General features: G+C 66.6%; 13 protein-coding genes. 12 read left to right on the top strand and 1 reads right to left on the bottom strand.

The window, feature by feature from the left end:
* The first annotated feature begins 27 nt into the window (after window positions 1–27).
* The 10 genes from murD to lpxC all read left to right on the top strand — a co-directional run bounded on the left by murD (window position 28) and on the right by lpxC (window position 11,540).
* Window positions 28–1,542: a UDP-N-acetylmuramoyl-L-alanine--D-glutamate ligase gene (gene murD / locus G3N98_RS15640; RefSeq protein WP_206148619.1), complete on the top strand. Its 1,515-nt coding sequence runs from the start codon at window positions 28–30 to the stop codon at window positions 1,540–1,542.
* Window positions 1,539–2,822 (top strand): putative lipid II flippase FtsW, encoded by a 1,284-nt coding sequence (gene ftsW / locus G3N98_RS15645; RefSeq protein WP_069247050.1) that lies wholly within the window; start codon window positions 1,539–1,541, stop codon window positions 2,820–2,822. The genes murD and ftsW overlap by 4 nt, the downstream gene beginning before the upstream one ends.
* Window positions 2,819–3,922, top strand: a complete 1,104-nt coding sequence (gene murG / locus G3N98_RS15650; protein ID WP_089424422.1) for an undecaprenyldiphospho-muramoylpentapeptide beta-N-acetylglucosaminyltransferase — start codon at window positions 2,819–2,821, stop codon at window positions 3,920–3,922. Before ftsW ends, murG begins: the two co-directional genes overlap by 4 nt.
* Window positions 3,923–4,001: 79 nt before the next feature.
* Window positions 4,002–5,399, top strand: coding sequence for a UDP-N-acetylmuramate--L-alanine ligase (gene murC / locus G3N98_RS15655; protein ID WP_206148620.1), 1,398 nt, complete (start codon window positions 4,002–4,004; stop codon window positions 5,397–5,399).
* Between the two features lies 1 nt (window position 5,400).
* Window positions 5,401–6,342, top strand: a complete 942-nt coding sequence (locus G3N98_RS15660) for a D-alanine--D-alanine ligase (protein ID WP_089424424.1) — start codon at window positions 5,401–5,403, stop codon at window positions 6,340–6,342.
* A 19-nt stretch (window positions 6,343–6,361) separates the two neighbouring features.
* The gene (locus G3N98_RS15665; protein ID WP_011350842.1) at window positions 6,362–7,114 is read left to right on the top strand and encodes a cell division protein FtsQ/DivIB; all 753 of its coding nucleotides are present in this window, start codon (window positions 6,362–6,364) and stop codon (window positions 7,112–7,114) included.
* Window positions 7,115–7,140: 26 nt separating this feature from the next.
* Complete coding sequence (gene ftsA, locus G3N98_RS15670) at window positions 7,141–8,373, top strand: cell division protein FtsA (protein ID WP_006487138.1); 1,233 nt, start codon at window positions 7,141–7,143, stop codon at window positions 8,371–8,373.
* Window positions 8,374–8,490: 117 nt separating this feature from the next.
* Window positions 8,491–9,687: a cell division protein FtsZ gene (ftsZ, locus tag G3N98_RS15675; RefSeq protein WP_011350843.1), complete on the top strand. Its 1,197-nt coding sequence runs from the start codon at window positions 8,491–8,493 to the stop codon at window positions 9,685–9,687.
* Between the two features lie 188 nt (window positions 9,688–9,875).
* The gene (locus G3N98_RS15680; RefSeq protein WP_011350844.1) at window positions 9,876–10,382 is read left to right on the top strand and encodes a peroxiredoxin; all 507 of its coding nucleotides are present in this window, start codon (window positions 9,876–9,878) and stop codon (window positions 10,380–10,382) included.
* 240 nt (window positions 10,383–10,622) lie between these two features.
* A complete protein-coding gene (lpxC, locus tag G3N98_RS15685; RefSeq protein WP_011350845.1) occupies window positions 10,623–11,540 on the top strand; it encodes a UDP-3-O-acyl-N-acetylglucosamine deacetylase in 918 nt (305 codons plus the stop codon).
* A gap of 73 nt (window positions 11,541–11,613) precedes the next feature.
* On the opposite strand, the gene G3N98_RS15690 is transcribed toward lpxC, so the two are convergent.
* Window positions 11,614–12,090: a DUF721 domain-containing protein gene (locus G3N98_RS15690; RefSeq protein WP_175241009.1), complete on the bottom strand. Its 477-nt coding sequence runs from the start codon at window positions 12,088–12,090 to the stop codon at window positions 11,614–11,616.
* 256 nt (window positions 12,091–12,346) lie between these two features.
* Here G3N98_RS15690 and secA point away from each other — a divergent pair, with 256 nt between their 5' ends.
* On the top strand, window positions 12,347–15,145 hold the full coding sequence (secA, locus tag G3N98_RS15695; protein WP_089424426.1) for a preprotein translocase subunit SecA: 2,799 nt from the start codon (window positions 12,347–12,349) through the stop codon (window positions 15,143–15,145).
* 144 nt (window positions 15,146–15,289) lie between these two features.
* Entirely contained in the window at window positions 15,290–16,531 is a 1,242-nt protein-coding gene (argJ, locus tag G3N98_RS15700; RefSeq protein WP_206148621.1) for a bifunctional glutamate N-acetyltransferase/amino-acid acetyltransferase ArgJ, read from the top strand.
* Window positions 16,532–16,537: the final 6 nt, after the last annotated feature.

Raw genomic sequence — 16,537 nt, forward strand, 5'->3', positions numbered from 1 at the left:
GGAAAGGTAACAAGGATGTCTGGCGAGATGTTTGGAGATCGGCAACGGCCGATGGTGCTCGTACTGGGGCTCGGGGAATCGGGTCTCGCGATCGCGCGATGGTGCGCGAGGCACGGGTGCCGGCTGCGTATTGCCGATACCCGCGAGGCGCCGCCGAACCTTGCCGCGCTGCAGGCCGAAGGCATCGATGCGGAATTCGTCGGCGGGGCGTTCACGCCTGCGCTGCTCGACGGCGGTATCGAGCTCGTCGGGTTGAGCCCCGGGCTGTCGCCGCTCGAACCGGCACTCGCGGCGCTGGTCGCGGCCGCGAACGAGCAGGGCGTCGCGGTGTGGGGCGAGCTGGAATTCTTCGCGCAGGCGCTGCGTGCGCTCGGCACGAGCGGCTACCAGCCGAAGGTGCTCGCGATTACAGGCACCAACGGCAAGACCACGACGACGAGCCTCACGGGCCTGCTGTGCCAGCGCTCGGGCAAGAAGGTCGCCGTTGCGGGCAACATCAGCCCCGCGATGCTCGACCGGCTCGCCGGTGCGATCGACGAAACCGCGCTGCCCGACGTGTGGGTGCTCGAACTGTCGAGCTTCCAGCTCGAGACCGCGCGCACGTTCGCGCCCGATGCGGCCGCGATCCTCAACATCACGCAGGACCACCTCGACTGGCACGGCAGCTTCGACGCGTACGCGCAGGCAAAGGGCCGGATCTTCGGCGCGACGACCACGCGCGTGCTGAACCGCGACGATGCGGCCGTGATGAAGTTCGCTCCGGCAGCCGGCGCGGCCGATGCGCCGCGCACGGTCACGTTCGGCCTGAACGAACCGGTGCAGGACGGCGACTACGGCCTGTCGCGCGATAACGGTATCGCGTGGCTGGTCGAAGCGGTCGATCGCGACGCCCCGGATGAAACCGCGACGACGACCCGTCGGCGCAAGCGCGATGCCGCGCATACGCCCGACATCGCGCAGAAGCGCCTGATGCCGGCCGACGCGCTGCGCATCCGCGGGCTGCACAACGCGGCGAACGCGCTGGCCGCATTCGCGCTCGCACGCGCGATCGACCTGCCGGCCGCGCCGCTGCTGCACGCGCTGCGCGAGTACCGCGGCGAAGCGCATCGCGTCGAAGTGATCGCGACGATCGACGACGTGGACTACGTCGACGACAGCAAGGGCACGAACGTCGGCGCGACGGTTGCCGCGCTCGACGGGCTGGCGCAGAAGATCGTGCTGATCGCGGGCGGCGACGGCAAGGGGCAGGATTTCGCACCGCTGGTCGCGCCGGTCGCGCGCTGGTGCCGTGCGGTGATGCTGATCGGCCGCGACGCACCGGCGATCCGCGACACGCTCGCCGAAACGGGCGTGCCGCTCGCCGACCACACGACGCTCGAAGGGGCGGTGCACGCGGCGGCCGACCTCGCGGAGCCGGGCGACGCGGTACTGCTGTCGCCTGCCTGCGCGAGCCTCGACATGTTCAGGAACTACGCCCATCGCGCGGATGTGTTCCGCGCGGCGGTCGACGAAATCGCCATCGACAAAGGAGCGACGCCATGAGCTGGTCCGATCGCCTCGTCTCCCGTTTCAACGATCGTCGCGACACCGGCGGCAATGCCGCGGGCGGCCGCGTCGCGTCGGCCACGCGCGCCGCGACGGGCGGCCTCGCGAGCGTCGTCAACGGCGTGCGCCCGAGCCGTTCGCGGATGCTCGACTTCGACTACTCGCTGCTGTGGGTCGCGATCGCGCTGCTCGGGCTCGGCGTCGTGATGGTGTATTCGGCGTCGATCGCGATGCCCGATTCGCCGAAATACGCGTCGTATCACGATTACGCGTTCCTGATGCGCCACTGCATCTCGCTCGCCGTCGCGTTCATCGCGGCGGTGATCGCGTTCCGCGTGCCGGTGTCGACGTGGGACAAATACGCGCCGCAACTCTTCCTGATCGCGCTCGTCGGCCTCGTGATCGTGCTGATCCCGCACGTCGGCAAGGGCGTGAACGGTGCGCGCCGCTGGATTCCGCTCGGCATCACGAACATGCAGCCGTCGGAAATCATGAAGCTCGCGGTGACGATCTACGCGGCGAACTACACGGTGCGCAAGCAGGAATACATGCAGAGCTTCGCCAAGGGCTTCCTGCCGATGGCATTCGCGGTCGGCCTGGTCGGTGCGCTGCTGCTGCTCGAGCCGGACATGGGCGCGTTCATGGTGGTCGCGGCGATCGCGATGGGCGTGCTGTTCCTCGGCGGCGTGAACGGCAAGCTGTTCGGCGGTCTCGTCGCGACCGCGATCGGCACCTTCACGATGCTGGTGTGGCTGTCGCCGTGGCGTCGCGAGCGGATCTTCGCGTACCTCGATCCGTGGGACGAGCGCTACGCGCAGGGCAAGGCGTACCAGCTCACGCACTCGCTGATCGCGTTCGGCCGCGGCGAGTGGTTCGGTGTCGGCCTCGGCGGCAGCGTCGAGAAGCTGAACTACCTGCCGGAAGCGCATACCGACTTCATCCTCGCGGTGATCGGCGAGGAGCTCGGTTTCGTCGGCGTGCTGGTCGTGATCCTGCTGTTCTACTGGATCGTGCGCCGCGCGTTCGAGATCGGCCGTCAGGCGCTCGCACTCGATCGCACGTTCGCGGGGCTGATGGCGAAGGGTATCGGCATCTGGTTCGGCGCGCAGACCTTCATCAACATGGGTGTGAACCTCGGGCTGCTGCCGACCAAGGGCCTGACGCTGCCGCTCGTGAGCTACGGCGGCTCGGGCATTCTGCTGAACTGCGTCGCGCTCGCGGTGCTGCTGCGGGTCGACTACGAAAATCGCGTATTGATGCGGGGAGGGAAGGTATGACCGCGTCGCAACGCACGCTGATGGTGATGGCAGGCGGCACCGGGGGCCACGTGTTCCCGGGGCTCGCGGTCGCGCACCGGATGGAAGCGGCGGGCTGGCGCGTCGTGTGGCTCGGCAATCCGGCCGGGATGGAAGCGACGCTCGTGCCGAAGCACGGCATTCCGATGGAATACGTGCGGTTCGGCGGGCTGCGCGGCAAGGGTTTGAAGACCAAGCTGACGCTGCCGTTCAACCTGCTGCGCGCATGCGGACAGAGCCTCGCCGCGCTGCGCCGCGTGCGGCCCGACGTCGTGCTCGGGATGGGCGGCTACATCACGTTCCCGGCGGGCGTGATGACCGCGCTGTCGGGCCGTCCGCTCGTGCTGCATGAACAGAATTCGATCGCGGGCCTGACGAACAAGGTGCTCGCGAAATTCGCGAAACGCGTGCTCGTCGCGTTCCCCGGCGCGCTGCCGCACGCGGAATGGACGGGTAACCCGATTCGCGCGGAACTTGCCGGCACGCAAGCGCCCAAAGCACGCTATGCATCGCGCAGCGGCCCGCTGAACGTGCTGGTCGTCGGCGGCAGCCTCGGGGCGGCCGCGCTGAATGAAGTCGTGCCGCGCGCGCTGGCGATGCTGGCGCCGGGCGAACGCCCGCGCATCGTGCACCAGGCCGGCGCGAAGCACATCGAAGCATTGAAGGCGAATTACGAAGCGGCCGGTTTCGCGGCCGGCGAGGACGTGCGGCTCGTGCCGTTCATCGACGACATGGCGGCCGCGTATGCGGCGGCGGATCTCGTGATCTGCCGGTCAGGGGCGATGACGGTGTCGGAGATCGCGGCGGTGGGCGTGGCGGCGCTGTTCGTGCCGTTCCCGTACGCGGTCGACGATCACCAGACGAGCAACGCCGCGTTCCTCGCCGATGCGGGCGCGGCCGTGCTGGTGCAACAACGCGACCTGTCGGCGGAACTGCTTGCCGACTGGCTGCGCGGCCAGTCGCGGGCATCGCTCGCGGACATGGCGGAACGTTCGCGCTCGCTGGCGAAGCCCGAGGCCACCGACGAAGTCGCGCGCGTGTGCGCGAAGGCGGCCGGCGCGAACCTGGAACAACTTAAATGAAACAACCCCCACGCTCACTTCGTTCGCTGCCCCCCGAGGGGGCGGTCAGCCTCCTTGGGGCGGCCCGGCGGAGGCTGACATGAAACACATCGTCAAACACATTCATTTCGTCGGGATCGGCGGCGCGGGCATGAGCGGCATCGCCGAAGTGCTCGTCAACCTCGGTTACGAGGTCAGCGGCTCGGACCTGTCGCGCAACGCGGTGACCGATCGTCTCCAGGCGCTCGGCGCGCGGATCGCGATCGGCCACGACGCGGCGAACATCGAGGGCGCGAACGCGGTCGTCGTGTCGACTGCCGTGCGTTCGGACAACCCGGAAGTGCTGGCCGCGCGCGCGCAGCGCGTGCCGATCGTGCAGCGTGCGGTGATGCTGGCGGAGCTGATGCGCCTGAAGCAGGGCATCGCGATCGCGGGCACCCACGGCAAGACCACGACGACGAGCCTCGTCGCAAGCGTGCTCGCGGCGGGCGGGCTCGATCCGACCTTCGTGATCGGCGGGCGCCTGATCAGCGCCGGCGCGAACGCGCGGCTCGGCACGGGCGACTTCATCGTCGCCGAGGCCGACGAGTCGGACGCATCGTTCCTGAACCTGTATCCGGTGATCGAAGTCATCACGAACATCGACGCCGACCACATGGACACCTACGGCCACGATTTCGCGCGGCTCAAGCAGGCGTTCATCGAATTCACGCAGCGCCTGCCGTTCTACGGCAGCGCGGTCGTGTGCGTCGACGATCCGAACGTGCGGCAGATCATCCCGTTCATTTCGAAGCCGGTCGTGCGTTACGGGCTGTCGCCGGACGCGCAGGTGCGCGCCGAAGACATCGATGCACGCGACGGCCGCATGCATTTCACGGTGATCCGCGAAGGGCGCGCGCCGCTCGCGGTCGTGCTGAACATGCCGGGCCTGCACAACGTGCAGAACGCGCTCGCGGCGATCGCGATCGCGACCGACCTCGGCGTGTCGGACGACGCGATCCAGCTGGCGCTCGCGGAATTCAACGGTGTCGGCCGGCGCTTCCAGCGCTACGGCGACGTGCCGACCGCGGCCGGCGGCCAGTACACGCTGATCGACGACTACGGCCATCACCCGGTCGAGATGGCCGCGACGATCGCGGCCGCGCGCGGCGCGTTCCCGGGCCGCCGCCTCGTGCTGGCGTTCCAGCCACACCGCTACACGCGCACCCGCGACTGCTTCGACGATTTCGTCAACGTGCTGTCGACGGTCGACGCGCTGGTGCTGACCGAAGTCTACGCGGCGGGCGAGGCGGCGATCTCGACCGCCAACGGCGACGCGTTGTCACGCGCGCTGCGCGCGGTGGGGAAGGTTGACCCGGTGTTCGTCGCGACGGTCGACGACGTGCCGGACGCATTGGCGAAGGTCGCGCAGAACGGCGACGTGGTGATCACGATGGGCGCGGGTTCGATCGGCGGCGTGCCGGCGAAGGTTGCGCAGCACACTCAACAGAAGGCATGACATGAGCGGGATTGATCCGAAACGTTTCGGCAAGGTGGCGGTGTTGTTCGGCGGCGAGTCCTCGGAGCGCGAGGTGTCGCTCACGTCGGGCAAGCTCGTGCTGCAGGGCCTGCGCGACGCGGGCATCGACGCGCACCCGTTCGACCCGGCCGAGCGCCCGCTGGCGGCGCTGAAGGATGAAGGGTTCGTGCGCGCGTTCAACGCCCTGCACGGCGGCTACGGCGAGAACGGCCAGATCCAGGGCGCGCTCGATTTCTACGGCATTCGCTACACGGGCAGCGGCGTGCTCGGCTCGGCGCTCGGCCTCGACAAGTTCCGCACGAAGCTCGTGTGGCAGCAGACGGGCGTGCCGACGCCGCCGTTCGAGACGGTGCTGCGCGGCGACGACCTCGCGGCGCGCGCGACGGACATCGTCGCGAAGCTCGGCCTGCCGCTGTTCGTGAAGCCGGCGAGCGAAGGCTCGAGCGTCGCGGTGCTGAAGGTGAAGACGGCCGACGCGCTGCCGGCCGCGCTCGCGGAAGCCGCCAAGCATGACCCGATCGTGATCGTCGAGAAGAGCATCGAAGGCGGCGGCGAGTACACCGCCTGCATCGCCGGCGATCTCGACCTGCCGGTGATCAAGATCGTGCCGGCCGGCGAGTTCTACGACTATCACGCGAAGTACGTCGCCGACGACACGCAATACCTGATTCCGTGCGGGCTGCCCGCCGACAAGGAAGCGGAGCTCAAGCGCGTCGCGCGCCGGGCGTTCGACGTGCTCGGCTGCACCGACTGGGGCCGCGCGGACTTCATGCTCGACGCCGACGGCAACGCGTACTTCCTGGAAGTGAACACCGCGCCGGGCATGACCGACCACTCGCTGCCGCCGAAGGCCGCGCGCGCGGTCGGCATCAGCTATTCGGAGCTGGTCGTGAAGGTGCTGTCGCTCACGCTCAACGACTGACGCAGGAACGGAACGACGTATGTGGAACAACGTTCGCCAACTCAACCTTGCCGCCAGCGCGCTGTACGCGCTGCTGCTGCTCGTGTTGGCGGCGGCCGGCTGCTACTGGCTGATCCAGCGCCCGACGTTCGCGCTGCGGGAAATCCGGATCGACGGCGACACCGAGCACATCAATTCACCGACGGTGCGCGCGGGCGTGGTCGGCCGGCTGAAGGGCAATTTCTTCACGGTCGATCTCGACGCCGCGCGCGCCGCGTTCGAGCAGATGCCCTGGGTGCGCCATGCGAGCGTGCGCCGGGTGTGGCCGAATGCGCTGGCTGTCACGCTCGAGGAGTACAAACCGCTCGGGACCTGGGGCAGCGACCAGCTCGTGAGCGTCGACGGCGAGCTGTTCACCGCGAACCAGGGCGAGCTGGAGCAGGAACTGCCGGCGTTCGACGGCCCGGAGGGCAGTGCGAAGGAAGTCGTCACGCGGTATCGCGACTTCGGGAAATGGTTTGCGCCGCTGAAGGCGGCGCCGGAAGAAGTGACGCTGTCGGCGCGGTACGCGTGGACGGTGAAGCTGTCGAACGGCATGCAGGTCGAGCTGGGCAAGGAACGCAACAGCGAGTCGCTGCATGACCGGAGCCAGCGTCTGGTCGCTGCATGGCCGGCCGTCACGGAACGCTGGGGCAACGACATCGAGTACGCGGACCTGCGCTATCCGAACGGATTCGCGATTCGCGCGGCAGGCATGCGGTTCCTGACCGATACCGACAAGCGCAAGAAGTAACGAGAGATCACACGCAAGAGCACTTTATGAGCAAAGACTACAAGGATCTGCTGGTTTCCCTCGACATCGGCACGTCGAAGGTGGTGGCCATCGTCGCCGAGCTGAAGGGCGAAGGCCACTACGAGGTGATCGGTCTCGGCCAGAGCGAGTCGAAGGGTCTGAAGAAAGGTGTGGTGGTCAACATCGAGGCCACCGTGCAGTCGATCCAGCGCGCGCTCGAGGAAGCCGAGCTGATGGCCGACTGCAAGATCACCAACGTGTTCACGGGGATCGCGGGCAGCCACATCCGCAGCTTCAACTCGAGCGGGATGGTCGCGATCAAGGACAAGGAAGTCACGCAGACCGACGTCGCGCGCGTGATCGAGACCGCGAAGGCGATCAACATCCCGACCGACCAGCAGGTGCTGCACATCCTCACGCAGGAATTCATCATCGACGGCCAGGAAGACGTGCGCGAGCCGATCGGCATGAGCGGCATCCGGCTGGAAGTGAAGGTGCACATCGTGACGGGCGCGGTGAGTGCCGCGCAGAACATCGTCAAGTGCGTGCGCCGCTGCGGGCTCGAAGTGAACGACCTGATCCTGCAGCCGCTCGCGTCGTCGCTGGCCGTGCTGACGGAAGACGAGAAGGATCTCGGCGTGGTGCTGGTCGACATCGGCGGCGGCACGACGGACATCGCGATCTTCGCCGAAGGCGCGATCCGCCATACCGCGGTGATTCCGATCGCCGGCGACCAGATCACGAGCGACATCGCGATGGCGCTGCGCACGCCGACGCCGGACGCGGAAGACATCAAGGTCGGCTACGGGATCGCGAAGCAGGCGCTCGCCGATCCGGACGAAATGGTCGAAGTGCCGGGCCTCGGCGAACGCGGCCCGCGCACGCTGTCGCGCCAGGCGCTGGCAGCGGTGATCGAGCCGCGCGTCGAGGAGCTGTTCTCGCTCGTGCAGCAGGTCGTGCGCGAATCCGGTTACGAAGAACTGCTGAGCTCCGGCGTGGTCATTACCGGCGGGGCATCGATGATGCCCGGCATGGTCGAGCTCGGCGAAGACATTTTCCTGAAACCGGTGCGCATCGGCGCGCCGGAATATGCAGGCGGCCTCTCCGACGTCGTGCGCAATCCGCGCTACTCGACGGCGATGGGGCTGCTCGTCGAAGGCAGTGCCCAGCGCATGCGCGGCCGCAAGGTCGCCGTGCAGTCCGGCAACGCGGGACAGGTGTTCTCGCGGATGAAGGAATGGTTCCTGAGCAACTTCTGACGAATCGAACCGAATCGAAATTCGCGCTGGTGCCGGCGGCTGGCGCGCGACAGGGGGTTGCCCGATCTCCTGCCGAATAACGGCCGAGTAGCAGTCATTCTCTTGACGGAGGCAACAATGGAATTCGAAATGCTGGAAACCGAGACCAACGGCACCATCATCAAGGTGGTCGGCGTTGGCGGCGCTGGCGGCAATGCCGTCCAGCACATGATCAACCGCGGCGTGCAGGGCGTCGACTTCATCGTGATGAACACGGATGCGCAGGCGCTGTCGCGTTCGCGCGCATCGTCGGTGATCCAGCTCGGCAACACGGGCCTGGGCGCTGGCGCGAAGCCGGAAATGGGCCGTGCGGCAGCGGAAGAAGCGCGTGAGCGCATCGCCGACGCACTGCGCGGCGCGCACATGGTGTTCATCACGGCCGGCATGGGTGGTGGCACGGGCACGGGCGCGGCACCGGTGGTCGCGCAGATCGCGAAGGAGATGGGCATCCTGACGGTCGGTGTCGTCAGCAAGCCGTTCGAGTTCGAAGGCGGCAAGCGCATGCGCGTCGCTGAAGCCGGTTCGCAGCAACTGGAGGATCACGTCGACTCGCTGATCGTCGTGCTGAACGACAAGCTGTTCGACGTGATGGGCGACGACGCCGAGATGGACAAGTGCTTCCAGTGCGCGGACGACGTGTTGAACAACGCGGTCGCGGGCATCGCTGAAATCATCAATGTCGATGGCCTCGTGAACGTCGACTTCGAAGACGTGAAGACGGTGATGGGCGAGCAGGGCAAGGCGATGATGGGCACGGCGACGGTCGCCGGCGTCGATCGCGCACGCCTCGCGGCGGAACAGGCCGTGGCGAGCCCGCTGCTCGAAGGCGTCGATCTGTCGGGCGCGCGCGGCGTGCTGGTCAACATCACGTCGAGCCGTTCGCTGCGTCTGTCGGAAACGCGCGAAGTGATGAACACGATCAAGAGCTACGCGGCGGAAGATGCAACGGTGATCTTCGGTGCGGTGTACGACGACGCAATGGGCGATGCGCTGCGCGTGACGGTCGTGGCGACGGGTCTGGGCCGTGCGGCGAAGAAGCAGCAATCGGCACCGATGACGCTGCTGCGCACGGGTACGGACAACCAGCCGGTCAGCGCGGTATCGCACGGCTATGCGCCGACGCATCACGTCAGCACGGCAGACTACGGCGCGCTCGACACGCCGGCGGTGTGGCGCAATTCGCGCGAAACCGCGGCATCGCACGTGCAGGCGCTGCAGGAGAAGGGTGTCGACACGTACGACATCCCGGCTTTCCTGCGCAAGCAGGCTGACTGACGCAAACACAGGCGAAGCCGCGGCGAATCTGCCGCGGTATCGCCGGCGTGACGGATGCTACGGACCACGACAGGCCGCGTCGGCTGCGACGCCGGGCCGGGAAACGTGCCCTCTCCGCTCAAGCGGGGCGGGGTGGACCGTGCTGTCCGCGACACGCTGAAAAACCGTATCGCTATGAGGGACCAGCCATGATTCAAGTGGGCGACGCGCTGCCCGACGCGCAATTGTTCGAGTACATCGACGACGCGCGCGAAGGGTGCACGCTGGGGCCGAACGCCTACAGCGTGCGCGACCAGGTTGCGGGAAAGCGGGTGGTGATCTTCGGATTGCCGGGCGCTTTCACGCCGACCTGCTCGGCGCAGCATGTGCCGGGCTACGTCGAACACGCCGAGCAATTGCGCGCGGCGGGCATCGACGAGATCTGGTGCGTGTCCGTCAACGACGCATTCGTGATGGGCGCATGGGGACGTGATCTGCACACCGCGGGCAAGGTGCGCATGATGGCGGACGGCAGCGCGGCTTTCACTCATGCGCTGGGGCTGACGCAGGATTTGTCCGCGCGTGGCATGGGAATTCGTTCCCTGCGCTACGCGATGGTGATTGACGGCGGTGTGGTCAAGACGCTGGCCGTCGAGGCGCCGGGCAAATTCGAAGTGAGCGATGCGGCGAGTGTTCTCGCGACGTTGACGTCCTGATCGTGCGGTGCGCCGTTGCCTTCCGGCAACGCTGCTTACCGGCCTCAGGGCAGTTGTAACACGGGCCGATGACCGGAAACGCCTCCGTTCCGGGCATCGGCCCGTCCCGTATCGGCGCGGGTAAACAGTCGAAACAGATTGATACGCAGTTTCAAACTACGCTGAATAGGGAATTACGCTATAATCTCCCCTATCGAATATAACTCCTGATTGATATCTTCAATCACGACGAAGAACATCATGCTGAAGCAGCGCACCATCAAATCCATCGTGAAGACCGTGGGTATCGGTGTCCACTCGGGCCGCAAGATCGAGCTGACGCTCCGTCCTGCCGCGCCGGGCACGGGCATCGTCTTCTCGCGCGTCGACCTTCCCACGCCCGTCGACATTCCCGCCGCGGCGACGTCGATCGGCGATACGCGGCTCGCGTCGGTGTTGCAGAAGGATGGCGTGCGCGTGTCGACCGTCGAGCACCTGATGTCGGCATGTGCCGGCCTCGGTATCGACAACCTCTATGTCGACGTGACGGCCGAGGAAATCCCGATCATGGACGGCAGCGCGGCGACCTTCGTGTTCCTGATCCAGTCCGCCGGGATCGAGGAGCAGAACGCGCCGAAGCGCTTCGTCAAGGTGAAGAAGACGGTCGAAATCCGTGATGGCGACAAGTTCGCGCGTCTCGATCCGTACTTCGGTTTCAAGCTGAAATTCTCGATCGACTTCCGTCACCCGGCCGTCGACAAGACCGGCCAGGAGCTCGAGGTCGATTTCGCCAATACGTCGTACGTGCGCGAGATTGCGCGTGCACGCACGTTCGGCTTCGCACATGAAGCCGAGATGCTGCGCGAGATGGGTCTCGCCCGTGGCGGCAGCATGGAAAACGCGATCGTGCTCGACGAGTACCGCATCCTGAACAACGACGGGCTGCGCTACGACGACGAGTTCGTGAAGCACAAGATGCTCGACGCGATCGGCGACCTGTACGTGATCGGCCATCCGCTGCTGGCGTCGTACACGGCGTACAAGTCGGGCCACGGGCTGAACAACGCGCTGCTGCGCGAACTGCTCGCGAACGAGGATGCGTACGAGATCGTCACGTTCGACGATCCGCAGGCAGCGCCGAAGGGCTTCGCGTTCGACATGCAGACGGCCTTCGCCTGATCTGCGTTCCGTGCAAGCAATAAGAAAGCAGCCTTCGGGCTGCTTTTTTATTGGCCGGCTGCGGGGCGTGCCGTCAGCGTGGTTTAGCGCCATGCCGGGCGGCCATCCGCGCGAGCGCGTCCTGCAGCGGTGACGGTTCGAGATGATCTGCCAGGTCGCGCAACGCGGCCGCGCCGGCCGACGTCATCCGCGCCTGCTTCACGTGGGGCGGCTCCGGCGCATCCTTCGGGCGCACGCGTACGCGTAGCGTCGAGACCGGCCAGCCGCGTTTTTGCAGATCGCCGAGCAACCGCGGTTCGACCTGTCGCAGACGAGCGGCCAACGCGTTGTGCGCAGCAAAGAGGGTCAGGGTGCCATCCTTCACGAAGCCGGGCTCGATATGGTTCGCCAGATAGTCGGGCAGGAGCGCGGCAAGATCGCGCTGCAGCGACGCGATCTGTTCGACGCCGGCGCGCAGCGCCGCGAACGCGTCGGTGCGGCCGAGCACTTCGGACACGGGTTGCGGGCGATACGGGGCGAGCGGGCCGAAACGCTTGGAAAATCGGTTCATCGAGACATTCTTCGGGCGCGCACGCGCGCGGACGTTGACGCCGATTGTACCCGCGCGGGCCCGTGCACGGGCGGCTTTCGCCCCGATGGCCCGGCGGTCGGCGCGCAGTGTCCGTCCGGCCGAGACACGGGCGCACGCTTCCCCGCGTGCTAAAATTCATCGTTTGAGTCCACTAATTCGCTAAGCCGCCGAGGCTCGGGCGCCGGGGCGCGCAACACGCGCCGGGCGTCGGTGCTGCGACGCAGGATCCGATCCGATGACAACCGGTTTTCTCCAGAAAATTTTTGGCAGCCGCAACCAGCGGCTCGTCAAGCAATACCAAAAGACCGTCACGACGATCAATGCGCTCGAAACGCAGATCGAGAAGCTGACGGACGACCAGTTGCGCGGCAAGACGGACGAATTCCGCCAGCGGGTCGCGGCCGGCGAGTCGCTCGACAAGCTGCTGCCCGAGGCCTTCGCGGTTTGCCGCGAGGCCAGCCGTCGCGTGCTGAAGATGCGGCACTTCGACGTGCAGATGATCGGCGGCATGGTGCTCCACTACGGCAAGATCGCGGAAATGCGCACCGGCGAGGGCAAGACGCTCGTCGCGACGCTGCCCGTGTACCTGAACGCGCTGGCAGGCCGCGGCGTGCACGTGGTGACCGTCAACGATTACCTCGCACAGCGCGACGCCGAATGGATGGCGCGCCTCTACAACTTCCTCGGTCTGTCGGTCGGCATCAACCTGTCCGGCATGGAGCATGACCAGAAGCAGCAGGCCTACGCGGCGGACATCACGTACGGCACGAACAACGAATTCGGCTTCGACTACCTGCGCGACAACATGGTCTACGAGACCGACGCGCGCGTGCAGCGGGCCCTGAATTTCGCGGTCGTCGACGAAGTGGACTCGATCCTGATCGACGAGGCGCGTACGCCGCTGATCATTTCGGGCCAGGCCGAGGATCACACCGAGCTGTACGTGCGGATGAACGCACTGCCGCCGCTGCTCGAGCGCCAGATCGGCGAAGAGAAGGCCGACGGCACGGGCGTCGAGAAGCCGGGCGACTACACGCTCGACGAGAAGGCGCGCCAGGTGTTCCTGACGGAATCGGGCCACGAGAAGGCCGAGCGCCTGCTCGCCGAATGGGGCCTGATCGGCGAGGGCGAAAGCCTGTACGCACCGCAGAACATCACGCTGATGCACCACGTGTACGCGGCGCTGCGCGCGCACACGCTGTTCCACAAGGATCAGCACTACGTCGTGCAGAACGGCGAAGTGGTCATCGTCGACGAATTCACGGGCCGCCTGATGGCCGGCCGCCGCTGGTCCGACGGCCTGCACCAGGCGGTCGAGGCGAAGGAACACGTGAAGATCCAGAGCGAGAACCAGACGCTCGCGTCGATCACGTTCCAGAACTACTTCCGGATGTACGCGAAGCTGGCCGGCATGACCGGTACCGCCGACACCGAAGCGTACGAATTCAACGAGATCTACGGCCTCGAGACGGTCGTGATTCCGACCAACCGTCCGCCGAAGCGGATCGACAAGCAGGACCAGATCTACAAGACGGCCAAGGAGCGCTATGACGCGGTGATCCGCGACATCCGCGACTGTTACGAGCGGGGCCAGCCGGTGCTGGTCGGTACGACGTCGATCGAGAACTCGGAGCTGCTGTCGCACCTGCTGAAGCAGGCCGGGCTGCCGCACGAGGTGCTGAACGCGAAGCAGCACGAGCGTGAAGCCGCGATTGTCGCGGAAGCCGGCCGGCCGAAGCGCATCACGATCGCGACCAACATGGCCGGCCGCGGTACCGACATCGTGCTCGGCGGCAATGCCGAGAAGCAGGCTGCGTTCATCGAGGCCGACGAAGCGATCCCGGCCGACGAAAAGGCGCGCCGCATCCAGAAGCTGCACGACGAGTGGGAAACGCTGCACGAGGAGGTGAAGGCCGCGGGCGGCCTGCACATCATCGGCACCGAGCGCCACGAATCGCGCCGGATCGACAACCAGCTGCGCGGCCGTGCGGGCCGCCAGGGCGATCCGGGTTCGTCGCGCTTCTACCTGTCGCTCGACGATCCGCTGCTGCGCATTTTCGCGGGTGACCGCGTGCGTTCGATCATGGACCGCCTGAAGATGCCGGAAGGCGAGGCGATCGAGGCCGGCATCGTCACGCGCTCGATCGAGTCCGCGCAGCGCAAGGTCGAAGCGCGCAACTTCGACATCCGCAAGCAGCTGCTCGAATACGACGACGTGTCGAACGACCAGCGCAAGGTGATCTACCAGCAGCGTAACGAGCTGCTCGAAGCGCACGACATCACCGAGACGATCACCGCGATGCGTCATGGTGTGATTACCGAAGTCGTCCGCCAGTTCGTGCCGGAAGGCAGCATCGAAGAGCAGTGGGACGTGCCCGAGCTCGAGGAAGCGCTGCGCAACGACTGGCAGCTCGACCTCGCGATCCAGGAAATGGTGAACGAGTCCTCGTCGATCACGGCCGAGGAGATCCTCGACGCGGTGACGACGGCCGCCGACGAGCAGTACGAGGCGAAGGTCGCGATGGTCGGCCGCGAATCGTTCAGCGCGTTCGAGCGCTCGGTGATGCTGCAGACGGTCGACCGCCTGTGGCGCGAGCACCTCGCGGCGCTCGACCACCTGCGCCAGGGCATCCACCTGCGCGGCTATGCGCAGAAGAATCCGAAGCAGGAATACAAGCGCGAAGCGTTCGAACTGTTCGCCGCGATGCTCGAGGCGATCAAGCAGGAAGTCACGCGCGTCGTGATGAACGTGCAGATCCAGTCGCCGGAACAGCTCGAGCAGGCCGCCGAGCAGATCGAGGAGCGTGGCGGTCATCTCGAGAACGTCGAGTACCAGCATGCCGATTACGCGGAAGCCGGTGCGCCGGTGGCCAATGTCACGGCTGCCGCGGCGGCTACGGCCACCGCCGACATGGTCGGCAGCGCGATGACGCACAGCGGCCCCGGCGGCGAAATGCCGAAGGTCGGCCGCAACGACCCGTGCCCGTGCGGCAGCGGCAAGAAGTACAAGCAATGTCACGGGAAGCTGTCATGATCGACGGCGGCGCGCATCACGCGTGCCGCTTCGTTCGCAGTTTCGAGTGAGTGAGGTGAGTTGCGGCGGCCCGCGCGTGCGGCCGCTGGTTCTTCCAATCGATGCCGGCGCATGCCGGCATTTTCCATCCGGCAGGTGTGCCCCATGGCTGTCAATTTTCCGTCGATCGATCCCGCCCAACTGCATCCCGTCGCCGGCGTCACGCTCGGCTGGGCGGAAGCGAACATCCGCAAGCCGAATCGCAAGGACGTGCTGGTCATCTCCGTCGACGAAGGCGCGACGGTCGCGGGCGTGTTCACCGAAAACCGTTTCTGCGCCGCGCCGGTCACCGTCTGCCGCGAGCACCTGGCCAAGGTGCGCGCGGGCGGCGCGGGCATTCGCGCGCTCGTCGTGAATACGGGCAATGCGAACGCGGGCACCGGCGAGCCGGGCCTCGTGAACGCACGCGAAACCTGCACGGAACTCGCGCGCCTCGCGGGCATCGAGCCGGCACAGGTGCTGCCGTTCTCGACCGGCGTGATCCTCGAGCCGCTGCCGATCGATCGCCTGAAGGCCGGCCTGCCGGCCGCGCTCGCGAACCGCAAGGCCGCGAACTGGTTCGACGCCGCGCAGGCGATCATGACGACGGACACGCTGCCGAAGGCCACGTCGCGCCAGGTGACGATCGACGGCCATACGGTCACGCTGACGGGCATCAGCAAGGGCGCGGGCATGATCAAGCCGAACATGGCGACGATGCTCGGCTTCCTCGCGTTCGACGCGAACGTCGCGCAGCCGGTGCTCGACACGCTCGTGAAGGAAGTCGCGGATCGCTCGTTCAACTGCATCACGATCGACGGCGATACGTCGACGAACGACTCGTTCATCCTGATCGCATCGGGCAAGAGCACGCTGCCGGCGATCACGTCGACCGATTCGCCGGCCTATGCGGCGCTGCGCGATGCGGTGACGGAAGTCGCGCAGGTGCTGTCGCAACTGATCGTGCGCGACGGCGAAGGCGCGACGAAATTCATGACGGTGCAGGTCGAAGGCGGCAAGAACGTCGCGGAATGCCGCCAGATCGCTTACGCGATCGGCCATTCGCCGCTCGTGAAGACGGCGTTCTACGCATCCGACCCCAACCTCGGCCGGATTCTCGCGGCAATCGGCTATGCGGGCGTCGCGGATCTGGACGTCGACAGGATCGACCTTTATCTCGACGACGTGCTCGTCGCGAAGGCGGGCGGTCGCAACCCGGCTTACCAGGAAGAAGACGGCCAGCGCGTGATGAAGCAGAGCGAAATCACGATCCGCGTGCTGCTCGGCCGCGGCGACGCGCAGGCCACCATCTGGACGTGCGACCTGTCGCACGACTACGTGAGCATCAACGCGGATTACCGCTCCTGATCGGAG

The sequence above is a fragment of the Burkholderia sp. Tr-20390 genome (assembly GCF_017104595.1).
Classification (GTDB): Bacteria; Pseudomonadota; Gammaproteobacteria; order Burkholderiales; family Burkholderiaceae; genus Burkholderia.

What these genes read in the sequence shown, in the direction of transcription:
- murD (WP_206148619.1), top strand. Translation starts at nt 28, where the DNA reads ATGTTTGGAGATCGGCAACGGCCGATGGTGCTCGTACTGGGGCTCGGG.
- ftsW (WP_069247050.1), top strand. Translation starts at nt 1,539, where the DNA reads ATGAGCTGGTCCGATCGCCTCGTCTCCCGTTTCAACGATCGTCGCGAC.
- murG (WP_089424422.1), top strand. Translation starts at nt 2,819, where the DNA reads ATGACCGCGTCGCAACGCACGCTGATGGTGATGGCAGGCGGCACCGGG.
- murC (WP_206148620.1), top strand. Translation starts at nt 4,002, where the DNA reads ATGAAACACATCGTCAAACACATTCATTTCGTCGGGATCGGCGGCGCG.
- G3N98_RS15660 (WP_089424424.1), top strand. Translation starts at nt 5,401, where the DNA reads ATGAGCGGGATTGATCCGAAACGTTTCGGCAAGGTGGCGGTGTTGTTC.
- G3N98_RS15665 (WP_011350842.1), top strand. Translation starts at nt 6,362, where the DNA reads ATGTGGAACAACGTTCGCCAACTCAACCTTGCCGCCAGCGCGCTGTAC.
- ftsA (WP_006487138.1), top strand. Translation starts at nt 7,141, where the DNA reads ATGAGCAAAGACTACAAGGATCTGCTGGTTTCCCTCGACATCGGCACG.
- ftsZ (WP_011350843.1), top strand. Translation starts at nt 8,491, where the DNA reads ATGGAATTCGAAATGCTGGAAACCGAGACCAACGGCACCATCATCAAG.
- G3N98_RS15680 (WP_011350844.1), top strand. Translation starts at nt 9,876, where the DNA reads ATGATTCAAGTGGGCGACGCGCTGCCCGACGCGCAATTGTTCGAGTAC.
- lpxC (WP_011350845.1), top strand. Translation starts at nt 10,623, where the DNA reads ATGCTGAAGCAGCGCACCATCAAATCCATCGTGAAGACCGTGGGTATC.
- G3N98_RS15690 (WP_175241009.1), bottom strand. Translation starts at nt 12,090, where the DNA reads ATGAACCGATTTTCCAAGCGTTTCGGCCCGCTCGCCCCGTATCGCCCG.
- secA (WP_089424426.1), top strand. Translation starts at nt 12,347, where the DNA reads ATGACAACCGGTTTTCTCCAGAAAATTTTTGGCAGCCGCAACCAGCGG.
- argJ (WP_206148621.1), top strand. Translation starts at nt 15,290, where the DNA reads ATGGCTGTCAATTTTCCGTCGATCGATCCCGCCCAACTGCATCCCGTC.